The following is a 13,115-nucleotide window of genomic DNA, read 5'->3' as shown; positions in this document are numbered from 1 at the left end:
GGGCACCTCGAAAAATTGCCCGGCCCGAGTTGCTGCGGTATGAACGGGGGGTGATCGGCTGCTTGGGCGTAACGATGGCACAGATGGGTTTCTTCGATCTTTCGGACCGCTATGCGAGCCTGGATGCCAAGAAGGACCCCTTGGTCGAGATTGACGCCGTTGTGCCGTGGGAGGAGTTCCGCCCGACGCTGGAGCGGGTTTGGCGCAAGCCAGATGCGGAGCGGAAGTCGCGCGCCGGGCGCAAGCCGATGGACGCCGTTCTGATGTTCAAGACACTGGTCCTGGGCGCGCTCTACAACCTGTCCGACGACCAGATCGAGTATCAGGTGCGCGACCGTTTGTCATTCATGCGGTTCCTCGGCCTAGGGCTTGAGGACCGGGTGCCCGATGCCAAGACGGTGTGGCTTTATCGCGAAGCGCTGGCGCAGGCGGGCCTGGTGGAGGCGCTGTTCAAGCAGTTCGACGGCTATCTGGCGCGCCGGGGTTACATCGCGCGGGGAGGGCAGATCCTGGATGCCTCCATCGTCCCGGTGCCGAAGAACCACAACACGCGCGAGGAAAACAAGGCGATCAAGAGCGGTGAGGTGCCCGAGGGCTGGTCCGACAAACCGGCCAAGCGGTCACAGAAGGACGTTGATGCCCGCTGGACCAAGAAGCACGGTAAATCCCACTATGGCTACAAGAACCATGTGAGCATGGACAGGAAGCACAAGCTGGTAAGACGTTACCATGTCAGCGATGCCGCCCTGCATGACAGCCAAGCGGTGGACCACCTGCTGACGCGGGGCAATACCGGCGCGGGGGTCTGGGCCGATCCGGCCTATCGGTCCGAGGAGATGGAAGCCAAGCTGCGCGGCATGAAGCTGAAGAGCCACATCCACCGCAAGGGCAAGCGCGGCAAGCCGCTGACCGAGCAGGCCAAAAGCAGCAACCGGACCAAATCCTCGGTGCGTGCCCGGGTCGAGCATGTCTTCGGCGCGCAGACCAATGACATGGGCGGCACGCTGGTGCGCACGATCGGCATGGTGCGGGCGAAGGCGAAGATCGGGATGAAGAACCTCGCTTACAACATGCGCCGCCTCGGCCAGCTGAGCCGCCTGAACCCGTGCCCGGGCTAACCCAGGGGCGCGGAAATCAAGTCGTGCGGCACGAAACGCCGCGCGCGACAGGCAAAGCATCAAAGACCCCGTAGCGCACAAGGGCACTGACGGGTGGCATCACGCCCATTTCAAGCCGCCGAGCCCGCGACCCGCGACCGGAAAAGGTCAAAAATCGAGGTGCCCTACTATAGAGGTGTTCGAGCATGCCGTCTTCTCGGGACTGTTGGAGCGCCTCTCGTGAGCTTCAGCCCATAAAAACAAGGCATCTTGTGATCAGCACGACAAGAGAAACGCCCATTGCATGCGTTCACAAACGGCCGTTTTCCAAACCTCACCAAACTGTATAAACGCCCGTCGACTAACTGCTGTTACGCCGTTTCCAAGCACTCAGTTTTGCGCATCACGCGGCGGCGGCGTGTTTATTTTGTGCCAGGCGCGGAGGAGCATCTTGTCCTGCAAGGCAGAACGGGGCCTCGGGCCGCCCCGCCGTTCCGCCGCCGGTCCCTCGGGCCGCCGCGCATTCGGCCCCTGGTCAGCCGAACAGGATGTCCGAGGTTGTCATGCCCTTGATGTCGGCCACCGTAATGCGGTGCTGCGACGGATCGCTGCCGCCGAGGCCGCACCATGGTCGATGCGGGTGCCGCCGTCCGCGATCTCCACAAAGGGGTCGAAATCATCGAGCGTCCCGTTCCCGTTGCGGTCGAGATCGGACCAGTCCAGACGCCGGTCCAGGAATCGGATAACATCCTCTTCGTCGCACCGGAAATTCATGATCGTGTCCAGCCCGTCGCGCGCTGAAGACAAAGGTGTCAACGCCGTCGCAAAGAACCGTCTGCGTAATTCCTGTAGCAGTGCCGTCTCCCCAAAGGATATCGTCCCCCTCGCCGCCCGCGATCCGGTCGTTTCCGCCATAAAGCCTCAAAGACTGGTAATCGGTGCCCTGCCCGGCCTGCCCGTCGCCATAGACTAAATCGTCGCTTCGACCGCCATACAGGAGGTCGTCGCCCTCGATCAGGGTTGCGCCCTGCGCCCACTTGCTTTTGACAGTGCTGTCGCCCAGAACGACATCCGCCCCCGACCGCTGATCGTGTCATCGCCGCCGGCCAGAGTTGTGTATCCGACGGTGGAGATCGAGGTGCCGCCGTCGCCGTCCACCGCATCGCTGCCAGGCTCACCGGCAAGAACATCAGCCTTGCCGGTCATCTCGCCATTGTTATCGCTACCGCCGAAGATCATGTCCGCCTCCCTGCGGAGTTCGACTCTCCGGTCCGCTGTGTGTTGACGTCGCCTTCGCGAGTCAGCACGTCATCGCCCGCGCCACCGTGCAGCACGTCGGGCTCACCCGACAGCGTCGAGCTGGCGATCCTCGCCCCGAAGATGGCCCCGTCGCCGTGGATCGTGTCATTGCCGGATCCCTCTCCAGCAAGTTCGAGCCCCCCCACAAGCTGGCCCGCCCAGTAAAGCTCCAGCCACAGCACTGCGTCGCTATACAGGATGTCATGCCCGTTCCCGCCGAACAGCGTGTCGCCGGCGCCTTGATCCGCTGGTCGCTTTGTCCGTAAGACGCCGCGGCCGTGTCGTCGCCGTAAGGCACGTTATCGCCGCTGCCGCCGACCAGAAGATCGCCGCCGCCTCGGATCAGCGCAAGCGTGGACTCGTCCCCGTCCTCGGTCCAGCCGTCGCATGCAGCGTGTCGTTGCTGGAAGCGCCGTAATGCAGTTCCTTGCCGCCGATGATCACGGTCCGGCCGCTGTCGTCTAGGATGATGCGGCGGTCTATCTCACAAGGCTCATCTTGCAAGCTCCCCTGCCCTTCCCGGTTCGTCTGAATCAGATGCTGCTTATCTCCATTGTGCATAGCGCGCATAGACTGGATCTCCCCACGTCGAGAGAAACGTTACTTTATAACAATTAGGAAGGTGCCGGGGGCCGCACTCTGGTGCTCGTCGGTGAGCCGCGTCCTTCACACTTGAATCATTTTGTCTCCGCAGGGTGCCCCGCCGTGTCTGCACCATAGCTTCTATCTCGCCGTTGTGGGATGCCCGGGAAGCATTTGATATCCAGAGGTAGCTCTGGGGTTTACCAGGTAAACCGCAGCACTTTGAGCGAGGATCGAATTCGGAGTTTCTACGGTGGATCTCTAGTGAGAATCATCACCACACACCGGCGGCAAACTTCCTCTTCTTATCCACTTAGCTTCAATTCGATCGTCGTGGTAAATTTTACCCGTGGACATAGCATTGAAGTTTGTCGTGAGAACGCCGGTCACGCTTTGATCGACCCGAAATCAACTCAGTCTGACCCACAGCGGAGTGTCTAGCTGGATGCTGTTATTGGTGGTTTTCTCGTAAGGCACTAGCGGGCTCTTTGATACCTGCTTGTGGGTCCACTGCCAGTGGACCTTAGAACAGCCCATCAGCCCGTTTCATTCCCATGTCGCAGTGCCGGGTAAACCCTTCATCAGGCGGACTGTTCATAGCTACGAATCCAACCAGATTGAATTCAAGGTTCGGTGCTGGATGTTCTGAACGAGGTAAACCTGTGGCGGGCTCCACTGGGTTGCACCCATCCCCTGAGCAAACAGCCGTCTTCAGGTGGAGCAGATTTGGTATCGACAGAGTCCGGTGCATGAGCTTGCCGCGGGTGTCGTTGGTCAGCATGCGTGTTGGCGATCCCGCTTTGAACTCCATGGCCTATTTGGTAAACTATGGCTGACTTCGAGGACCTTCTCGCCACAGAGGCGACAACATACATATAGCTGGTGGTAATCTTTAACTTCCCCACGGGGCCATCTGTGTCCTTGCTGCGCACCCGTTACTTGCATGTGGTCTTTGCGGTCCGATACTAACCGCCTTGCGCCATAGACTTGAGGAGCGGTTTACCTGTAAAATTCCTTGCGCATTCGGTTGAGTCTCGGCTCAAACAGGACGATGTGACTAGAACTGGGTGCTCCGGAACTGCGTTCGAATGCACAAGAAGGTGTTAGGCGATCCTCGCGTTTGCCTGGGCAGCGAGGCAGCACAGGAAGTAGCGCAACGCGCGCCGGCAGCTTGCGTGCTGTACACGGCTGACCCTCCATGAGGCCCTCGATGGTAAACCGGAGTACCAGACATCAGCCTAAATCTTTCCTCTCGCTGCTGCTGCAACCTGCTGAGCCGCAATGCTCCTTAAGAAGCGGACGGGTGAATAGTCTTGGCCGTTCGGCATCAGCAGGCGGGTCAAGTAGGCTGCAGGATTGCGGATCACACCGAACTTCTGCACCAGGCACAGGACTGTCATGGTGAAGCCTTCCGCGCCAAGCTTTTTGTGAGCCCTGCTGACTAGTTGTTCGCCAATCCCAATCATTGGTGCCAGCGACAGCGCGAGGTTATGGAAGTCTCTCCAGCTCGTCGGTTTACCAAGGGCATACTGGACGGCTTCAGGGCATATGTCGGCCAGTTCGGCTGCGGTTACATCCTGAACCGGACAGTCATCGCTGCTTTTGCAGGTTTCCTCGCTCATTTTCTGAGCCTCTTCAGATTCAAAGATTCTCGGTTTTGAACTCTGATGGTGCGTGTCAATCTGATGCGCATTGGGTGTCAGTTCCTCCGTATCGGCAGGTCCAGCAGTAGCGGGGGAGGGGACATGACCAGGAGCGGCATACTTCTGAGAAAGGGCATTCATATCGAGTTCAGCATGGATTATCCGGGTAAACTCCGCACGCTCCTGCACGGCGACCGCCGGCGAAGATGATGCCTCCGCCAGATCGGAAAGGCTCCGGTAGGCTGCTTCTAGTTCAATGGGGCATTTGTGTCGTCTCCGGAGGAGTGCACGGATTGTTGCCTGTGCCTCTCCTTCTTCGGGAAGCCTGTTTCGGAGCAGGGACAGCCTGTCGCGGATCAGCCTTATCCTGCCCCTGCGCTGTTCGGCATGAACGGCCAGGCTGCGGATCTCAGTTGCCTGACGAAGCAATGGGCTCAGATCGATACCGAAGGCCTCGACGATTGCGCCGTTAGCTCCTCGGTGTGGATAGCGCTTCCCGTTTGGGGAGAGGTTTCGCTCGACAAGGTCGAGCCCGCAGAGCTGGCGGAGGGTGCGCTGAAGGGTAGGGACGGGCATTCCCGCCGCGCGCTTCGACAGAGCCTCGTTTGAGGCAAAGACCACCGGCCGGTTGTCCGAGGTAAACTCCCGCACGAAGCTCGCCAGTGCGGTGAGGACACGTATGTGCCGGTCCTTTAGCCCGAGATCCCCCGCAACTTCCTGCAGGTCCCTGACGAGTGACTGAATAGCTGGACGATCCCAATCAGCTCCTGATTGACCATCCGCATTCAGCCCGGCGGAAGCCAAGCTGATTCGTTTTAATGCCATCTGCTCATCACGAGAGATGCCGTATGGGCGAGAACCCCACGGGACACTCGGTAAACGGCATGACAGCCCTCCTGAAATCCGAAAAATCACGGAATTTTCAGGCAAATCATCTCCGTTCGCCCGAGAGGCGCTGTTGACAGTGATTCGGGGAGAGGCTACACAAGAGGTGCAAAGTCTATTCGTGTAGGGCTCTCCGGGAATGTCTCGGGGGGCTCTTTCCTTTTATGGCTCTCTGTTCGTGCCTCCTTTGCTCGTTTCAGTGGGTTTACTTGGTAAACCGAAGCCTCAGCTCCGGCTCTGCTCTGCGAACTCGTCATAGAGGCGAGCCAGCAGTTCCTCGCCGTTGACATCGAGCCACCGGGAGAATTCCGTTTCACGCGGGTCGGTGCAAAGATGCACCGCGCCTCCGTTGCGCCGGACTTCACCGATTCGGGTCCGGCCGTCCCGGAGAGTAACCGGTCGTGCGCGCCTTTTTGAAGTGTTTTCAGTAGTTTGCGTCTTGTGCCGCTTCTGACGCTCCAATTTGCGAAGATGCTCCAGCCAGGCTGCGAAGCGGGCGTCCCGATCAGTTGCGTTGTCGAAGAAGTCAGCCGGGACCTCTGGGTCCACACCACCCTTAACGATCAGGTCAACCGCTTCGTGCCACTTCTTCCAACCCACGCCCTGAGCAGACCCGATCTGGCGAATGACCACATCCGGTATGTTTGTCACGACCCGTCGCATATGAGATAGGTAAGTCTTGTTGACGTTAAGTGCGTCTTGAATGACACGGCTCTCGTAGCCCGCTCCCTCGAGCGACGCTGCAAAGAGCGCCTTCTCAATAAACGAGGGATCCAGCCGCGCGTTATTCTCCTGACCTTGGGCTAGGACTGAATCCACATCGCTCATGTCGCGGACAAGGGCCCGCGCGGGCATGCCGAGCGACTTCAATGCTTCCAGGCGCCGGCGTCCGTAGACGATAATAAAGCGTCCGGGCTTGTCCGTGTTCGGCCGCAGCAGGATGGGGACGCGCAGGCCGCTTCGCTCAATAGAGTCTCGAAGATCCTGTATGTCGTCGTCGGTGATCGCCAGTCTGTCCGAGAAGGGACTCGGGTCGATGAGGGAGGTGTCGACGTCCCGGAGCGTCTGGCTCATGCTTTGGCGCAGATCGTTCTCGAGCGCGGCGACGGGACCGCGATGGAAGGCTGCAGGGATGGAGGAAGGCCTCGGCGCCGTATGCAGGGCAGGGGAGGGGGGCGCATGCTCCGAAGGCGCGGACACAACTGCGGCCGCACCCTCCGAAAGTGCCTGAGCTTCGTTATCCGCCGAGCCGTTCATGATGGCTCCGAAGATGTTGGGCTTGACCCTACGTGCCATCAGCTTCGACCCCAGGCTTTGTGGATGGTGCGCTCCAGCTCGTCGACGACCTGATTGATGGAATCCAGAGCGCGGTCCAAGGTTTGCTTGTTCACCTCGGCCCGGCTGATCTCGTAAAGGGTCATCTGCCGGAGCCCGGCGTCGGACACCGCGGTCGACTTCAGGAAGACCTCTGTCATCAGCCGCGGCCCGAAAACATAGCGAAGAAAGCCGGACATCTGCGCCTGCGGTGAATCCGAGGGCTCATACCGGCAAAGCAAGTAGCGCTGAAAGTCGTATTCCAATTGCATGCCGTGGTTGGCAACGACCTGCAGCACTGATGTAGCCATCGAGAGGTATTGGCTCAGCGAGGCGACATCGAGCATGTTCGGTATGATGGTGATCATCAATCCGGTAGCAGCAACCAAGGAAGAGAGCGTCAGATAGCCCAGCTGCGGCGGGCAGTCGATGATGACGATGTCGTAGTCGTCCGCCACCTGGTCGATCGCCGAGCGCAAGCGGAGATAGAAAGGCACGACGCCCTGCTTGTTCATGTGGCGCGGGGTCTCGGTCTCGAACTCCGACAAGATCAGGCCGGCAGGAGCGATGTCCAGGTTGTGGAAGTAACTTTTGCGGACCACTTCCCTCATCGGTAGTTGGTCCTCATACCTGATGGCATCGTAGATGGTCGGCATCTCACCCATCTCGAGGTCTGTCATCAGGCCCATCATGGTCGTGAGCGACCCTTGGGGGTCCATGTCAATTGCAAGAACCTTGTAGCCCTTGAGTGCGAGCCGCTGCGCTGTGTGGATGCTGCTGGTCGTCTTCGCTGAGCCGCCCTTGAAGGTCGAGAATGTCAGGACCTGCAGGTGCTCGCCTGCGCGTCGGCCGGGCAGATACTGAAAGGGGTCGCGGGCACTGCGTCCGAGTGCGATCCTGATGGTATCGATGTCAGCGCCGCTGTAGTTGCGATAGCCCCGCTTATCTTGCTCCACGTCGGGGATCTTGCCATCGTGGTGCAGCTTGCGGAGATTGGAGACAGTTACGCCGATGAGTGAGGCCGCCTCGGATGGAGAGAATGTCCGCATCTCCTTGCGAAGCTCTGGCGCGAAGACATTGCGCATGTGCTTCTCAAGTGACTGCCGCAGTCGTTCATCGTCCCGGCACAGGTCGGCAAAGATGTTATCACTGGGTGGCTGCCCTAGGATGGTTTCGATGTCGTCCATTGCCCAGCTCCTCCCGGCTACCACTCTCGGCTTCACGCTCTTGCTGCGTAAATCTGGCATCAACCGTTATTATCGATCTTCATCGCTTTAGACCAAATGGCATCAACAGGGAACCTATGACAAGTTATTTCACGGCCGACGCCCCTGGATGGGCCGATTCAGTGCGGGATACATGCCACAAAGGACTGACATAGAGCCGAAACTGTGGATAACTTTGATCCGTTGCAGCTGTTGTGTGGTGAGACTCCTGGATCCCACCCGACTCGATTCGGCTGCATGGCTGGGAGAAATCAACAGCCGCCCCCTCGGTACAATGAAGGCTTGGTGCTCCACACGCATCGGAACGGCAGTTGCCGTCTTTGCAGCTTGGTCAAGCGCTCGCAGAGCGTCGGAAGCAGCCGGATTGGCTTACAGAGCGCTTGTCCGAACCGACCATGCCTGCTTGCTGCAGCATTCCGTGCGGGGCAATCTCGGCAATGCTGTACTGGATCCATGCTGAGACGCCACAACGATGTCCAAGAAAACGCTGAACAAGGCAAACCTCGAGAAGCTCGGGGCAGAGAAGCTGGCCGAGCTGGTCATGGACCTGGTGCAGGGAAGTGCAGCCCTGCAGCGCCGTGCACGAATGGAACTCAGCGCGGCGCAGGGCCCAGCGGACGTCGCTGCCGATATCCGCAAGCGGTTCGCCTCCCTTCGACGCTCCACCAGCTATGTCGACTGGAGCAAGCAGAGGGCGCTGGTCAAGGACCTCAGAGGACTGCTGGGGATGATCGAGACCACGATCGCGCCACAGGATGCCGATGAGGCCTTCGAGCTGCTCTGGTCTTTCCTGCAACTGGCTCCCTCCATTCATCAGCGCACGGACGACAGCAACGGGGCAATTGGGGATGTCATGGGAGCGGCCATGGAGATGATCGGCAAGCTATCCGGCAGGATTTCGGTCCATCCCAAGACGCTGGCGGAGCGGGTGATCCATGCCGTTTCCGAGGCAGACTACGGAGAGTTCGACGGGATCATTCCGGCAACAACCGAGATTCTCGGCCAGGACGGTCTCGAGCATCTCAAGCAGATCACCGACGCATGGGCGGCAGCGCCCGCTACTGACCATGAGTTGGCCAGATACCAGGGCATTGGCCTATCGTCGTCGCCAGCAGACAGCGTTCGTCGCCACAGGCAGATCACACGATCGATCATCCTGGCCGATGTTGCCGATGCCCAGGGCGATGTCGACGCCTACATGGCCCGCTATTCCGCCGAACAACTGACCTACGGCACGATTGCCCCTGACGTGGCGCGCAGATTGCTTGATGCCGGCCGCATCGACGAGGCGTTCGACATCGTCAATCGCGCCCGCGCCGCCGATGCGGGCACGTCATTCAGAATGGTCCAGGGTGAGCTTGACGAGGTCTACGAGGAATGCCTTGAGAAGCTGGGCAAGCTCGATCAGCTCAAGGCGCATCTGTGGGACAGGTTCGAGCAGTCCCTCAGCGCGCGCAGCCTTCGCAAGTACCTGAAGCTGCTCCCCGACTTCGATGACATCGAGGCCGAGGAAAAGGCACTCGACATTGCTGAAGGCCATTCCCACCTGGGCGCAGCAATCAGCTTTCTGGTTGGCTGGCCCAGCCATGACCGCGCGGCACGGATCGTGATGGCGCGAGCGGATCAGTTGGACGGGAATGCCTATCATCTGCTCACGACAGCGGCTGAGGCCCTTGAAGCCAAGCACCCGCTTGCCGCCACGCTGATGCGCCGTGCCATGATCGAGGACACACTGGACGGCGGGAAAGCCAAGCGATACCGCCATGCAGCCCGCCACTTAGCCGAATGCCAGTCATGCCATCTGGCCATCAACGATCACGGCAGCTTCCCCACACATGAACAATTCGTCGCCGCACTCAAGCAGAGGCACGGGCGGAAGTATGGCTTCTGGCAACTGGTCGAGGGGTGAGGTCGGCCCAAAGCTGCCACTCGGACTGGCGTTTTGCTGTGGCGCAGCATTCCTCTGAGCAGTCAATCGTACAGTGTCGCAGCAATATCGGGATCAGGTCGGTGGCTTCGCCCCGCGTAGTACTACAACTTCGTTTGCTGTTGCGCGTGCCTGTTCTTGGCAGCGAGAGCCCCAGCACGTATATTGACGAGAAAGGAGCGAGACATGAAGAGCAAGGATCAGCACGTCGTGCCCCGTGGTAACAAATGGGGAGTAAGAAGTTCAGGTGCAGAGAAGGTGTTTCGTCTTTACGGGACACAGCAAGAAGCTATTGATCAAGCGCGTGAAAGGGCTCGCCGCGACGGTGTTGAGTTGTACATTCACGGTAGGGATGGGCGGATACGTGAGCGCAGTTCCTATGGCAGGGATTCATTCCCGCCAAAGGGATAAATTTTGCCTTACGAGACCGACGTTTTCATCAACTGCCCCTTTGATGAAGAATATGCACCCCTATTGGAGGCAATGCTTTTTTGCATTATCTACGCCGGACTAAATCCGCGCCTTGCGACGGAGCGTTTGGAAGCTGGCGAGAATAGGCTAGATAAGATCTATAACTTGGCTAGAGGTGCTCGCTATTCGATCCACGATTTGTCTGTAAGCGCGACGACGAGGCCCTATGCAGCGAGGCTTGACGCTTGGTCGTAGCACCAGGGCATGAGGTCCTCGATGCGGGATCTGGGGTGTCCGTCGAGGATGGCCCGGAGGGTATCGGCGAGGTAGTCGACGGGGTTCACGCCGGACAGCTTGCAGGTGGCAACCAGCGAGGCGAGCATGGCCCAGTTCTCGGCGCCGATTTCGTTCCCGGCGAAGAGGGCGTTCTTCCGGGTCAGCGCGATCGGACGGATCTGGTTTTCGACCGGGTTGGTGTCCAGCTCGAGGGTGCCATCGTCGATAAAGCGGATCAGGCCGGGCCAGTGCGCGAGGGTGTAGCGGATATCCTCGGCCAGCAGGGACTTCCGCGGGATGCGCGAGAGCTGGGTCTCCAGCCAGGGCTTGAGCGCGGAGATGATCGGGGCGGATTGCTCGCGTCGGATGGCCATGCGGACGGCCGGGTCCTTGCCGCGCACGGTCTTTTCGATCTGATACAGCAATGCGATCTGGCGCAGCATCTCCTCGGCGATGGGCGAGCCGTCGCTCTCGACGCGTTTGACGAAGCGGCGGCGGACGTGGGTCCAGCAATAGACCAGCTGCCACGGCCCCTCATCGCGCGTGATCTCGGTCAGCGCATTGTAGGATTGGTAGGCGTCGCATTGCAGGAACCGGCCGCGGTATCCGGCCAGGAACCTAAGCGGATGTTCCCGTCCCCGACCGGGAGCGTAGTGGAACAGCACGAGGGGCGGGCCGGCACCGCCATGCCCGCGATCGTCGGATACGACGGCCCAGAAGTAGCCGCTCTTGGTGGCCTTCCGGCCCGGCTCCAGAACAGGCGCGCGGGTCTCGTCGACGAAGATCCGGTCGGCGACGCGCAGGTGGACCTTCATGTGGTCGATCACGGGCATCAGGTGGAAGCAGGCGCGGCCGACCCAATTGCCGAATGTGCCGCGGTCGAGGTGGAGCCCCTGCCGCTCGAAGATCCCCGCCTGGCGGTAAAACGGAAGGTGGTCGCCGAACTTCGAGATGATGATCCATGCGATCAGCCGCTCGGTGGGCAGGCCGCCCGGCACGACGTGCTCGGGCGCATGAGCCTGCACTACGGCCTGCGAGCAGCGGCGACAGGCATATCTGGGGCGCCGCGTCACAAGAACCTGGAACTGCGCCGGGATCACGTCGAGCCGCTCGGAGACATCCTCCCCGATCCGGGCCATCTCACCACAACCGCAGGGGCAAAGGGTGCTGGCCGGCTCGATCACGCGCTCGACCCGGGGCAGATGCGCCGGCAGATGCCCACGGTTGCGCGCGGGCTTGCGAGGTTCTTCCCCTCGCGCCCGGGAAAGCGCGGCTTCAGCCTTCTCCTGCGCGGCCTCAAGCACGCCCTGGGCCAGTTCGGCGTCCTCGAGCGGCAAATTGAACTGGTCGGGTGACAACTTCTCGGAACTCTTGCCAAAGCGCTCGCGCTGCGAGGTGCGCAGGATACCCTCCAGCCGGCGGTTTGCCTCCTGTACCTCCGCGAGCGCTGCCTCGACCTCCGCGAGGCGGGCCTTCAGATGAGCGTTCTCGCGGCTGAGAGTGTCGGCATCCATGCCTGAAGTGAATCACGCTGATGCCGTTCTGGCCAGTAAAAACGGGGCCTCCAGTGCGTCGGATGCACTTACCCTGCAACCAGCGGGCGGCGCACCCGCTCGGGTCTTACCAGTCTCCAGTCCAACCCCTCGAACAGCGCCGCCAGCTGCGCCGAGGACAGGCGCATCACCCCATCCCGCACCTGCGGCCAGACGAACTTGCCGCCCTCGAGGCGCTTGTGAACGAGCACCATCCCGGTCTGGTCCCAGACCAGAATCTTGATACGATCTGCCCGCTTCGCCCGGAAGACGAAGACCGCCCCGCAGAACGGGTCGAGCCCGAACATCTCCTGCACCGCCAGCGCCAGCCCGTCGATGCCCTTGCGGAAGTCCACCGGCCGCGTCGCCACGTAGACCTTCACCGGCCCGCCCTGGCCGAGCATCACCATGCCGCCGCCCGCGCCGCTCGGATCGACCGCGTAAGCAGAACCTCATCGGTATCTGCGCCGACGCGGATCACGACATCACCCACAACAATCTCCACGCCGGTGCTGGCCTCCGTCTCTGCCGGCATCTCCGCTGCGGCGCCCTCGACGACCAGTTCTGCAAACATCGGCAGTGCCGCCACGCTCTCGGGCACGACAAGCTGTCCGTCCCGTAGCTTCTTCCGCCAGTCATAAACCTGCCAGCGCGTCGTCCCGTGCCGCCGCGCGACTTCGGTCACCGAAGTTCCCGGCACCAAGCTTTCCGCCGCAATCCGCGCCCGCTCCGCCTTCGTGCGTCGCTGACGCCCGGTCGGCCCCTCCATCACTTCCAGCCGCGAAACCCCACCATCCGAGAAGCCGTCCAAATGGCCGCCCATTTTGCCGTCTCGTTCCAAGCCAACACCTCCGACGTTCATGCGCACGGAGATTGGCCCGTTCAGATCACCAGCGGCAGGAGGGGATCAGCGTCGCGCTTAC

General features: G+C 60.7%; 12 protein-coding genes. 3 read left to right on the top strand and 9 right to left on the bottom strand.

Annotated features, from left to right (window positions below; all coding sequences use genetic code 11):
* Nucleotides 1-74 precede the first annotated feature (74 nt).
* Nucleotides 75-1,118 carry an IS5 family transposase gene (locus ACTJI6_RS22085; RefSeq protein WP_085502601.1) on the top strand — a complete coding sequence of 348 codons (1,044 nt, stop codon included), beginning with the start codon at nt 75-77 and terminating at the stop codon, nt 1,116-1,118.
* A 655-nt stretch (nt 1,119-1,773) separates the two neighbouring features.
* Here the strand turns inward: ACTJI6_RS22085 and ACTJI6_RS22080 are convergent.
* From ACTJI6_RS22080 to repA, 6 genes are all read right to left on the bottom strand, one after another.
* Nucleotides 1,774-2,022 carry a hypothetical protein gene (locus tag ACTJI6_RS22080; RefSeq protein WP_440803761.1) on the bottom strand — a complete coding sequence of 83 codons (249 nt, stop codon included), beginning with the start codon at nt 2,020-2,022 and terminating at the stop codon, nt 1,774-1,776.
* An 89-nt stretch (nt 2,023-2,111) separates the two neighbouring features.
* Nucleotides 2,112-2,336 (bottom strand): hypothetical protein, encoded by a 225-nt coding sequence (locus tag ACTJI6_RS22075; RefSeq protein WP_440803759.1) that lies wholly within the window; start codon nt 2,334-2,336, stop codon nt 2,112-2,114.
* Nucleotides 2,333-2,578, bottom strand: coding sequence for a hypothetical protein (locus tag ACTJI6_RS22070; protein WP_440803756.1), 246 nt, complete (start codon nt 2,576-2,578; stop codon nt 2,333-2,335). The genes ACTJI6_RS22075 and ACTJI6_RS22070 overlap by 4 nt, the downstream gene beginning before the upstream one ends.
* A gap of 1,638 nt (nt 2,579-4,216) precedes the next feature.
* Nucleotides 4,217-5,446 carry a plasmid replication protein RepC gene (gene repC, locus ACTJI6_RS22065; RefSeq protein WP_440803754.1) on the bottom strand — a complete coding sequence of 410 codons (1,230 nt, stop codon included), beginning with the start codon at nt 5,444-5,446 and terminating at the stop codon, nt 4,217-4,219.
* A 285-nt stretch (nt 5,447-5,731) separates the two neighbouring features.
* A complete protein-coding gene (repB, locus tag ACTJI6_RS22060; RefSeq protein ID WP_440803753.1) occupies nt 5,732-6,802 on the bottom strand; it encodes a plasmid partitioning protein RepB in 1,071 nt (356 codons plus the stop codon).
* Nucleotides 6,802-8,007 (bottom strand): plasmid partitioning protein RepA, encoded by a 1,206-nt coding sequence (repA, locus tag ACTJI6_RS22055; RefSeq protein ID WP_440803751.1) that lies wholly within the window; start codon nt 8,005-8,007, stop codon nt 6,802-6,804. The genes repB and repA overlap by 1 nt, the downstream gene beginning before the upstream one ends.
* 511 nt (nt 8,008-8,518) lie before the next feature.
* Between repA and ACTJI6_RS22050 the strand changes: the two genes are divergently transcribed.
* Entirely contained in the window at nt 8,519-9,955 is a 1,437-nt protein-coding gene (locus tag ACTJI6_RS22050) for a DUF6880 family protein (protein ID WP_440803749.1), read from the top strand.
* Between the two features lie 204 nt (nt 9,956-10,159).
* Complete coding sequence (locus tag ACTJI6_RS22045; RefSeq protein ID WP_440803746.1) at nt 10,160-10,384, top strand: DUF2188 domain-containing protein; 225 nt, start codon at nt 10,160-10,162, stop codon at nt 10,382-10,384.
* A gap of 224 nt (nt 10,385-10,608) precedes the next feature.
* On the opposite strand, the gene tnpC is transcribed toward ACTJI6_RS22045, so the two are convergent.
* From tnpC to tnpA, 3 genes are all read right to left on the bottom strand, one after another.
* Nucleotides 10,609-12,174 (bottom strand): IS66 family transposase, encoded by a 1,566-nt coding sequence (tnpC, locus tag ACTJI6_RS22040; RefSeq protein WP_080622378.1) that lies wholly within the window; start codon nt 12,172-12,174, stop codon nt 10,609-10,611.
* 68 nt (nt 12,175-12,242) lie between these two features.
* The gene (tnpB, locus tag ACTJI6_RS22035) at nt 12,243-12,602 is read right to left on the bottom strand and encodes an IS66 family insertion sequence element accessory protein TnpB (protein ID WP_214273084.1); all 360 of its coding nucleotides are present in this window, start codon (nt 12,600-12,602) and stop codon (nt 12,243-12,245) included.
* Nucleotides 12,596-13,015: an IS66-like element accessory protein TnpA gene (gene tnpA / locus ACTJI6_RS22030; protein WP_440798008.1), complete on the bottom strand. Its 420-nt coding sequence runs from the start codon at nt 13,013-13,015 to the stop codon at nt 12,596-12,598. The genes tnpB and tnpA overlap by 7 nt, the downstream gene beginning before the upstream one ends.
* Nucleotides 13,016-13,115: the final 100 nt, after the last annotated feature.

The sequence above is a fragment of the Paracoccus sp. 22332 genome, assembly GCF_052045125.1.
Taxonomy (GTDB): domain Bacteria; phylum Pseudomonadota; class Alphaproteobacteria; order Rhodobacterales; family Rhodobacteraceae; genus Paracoccus; species Paracoccus haematequi_A.
Note: the sequence above shows the minus strand (reverse complement) of the source record. Positions and strands in the feature narration are given on the sequence as shown.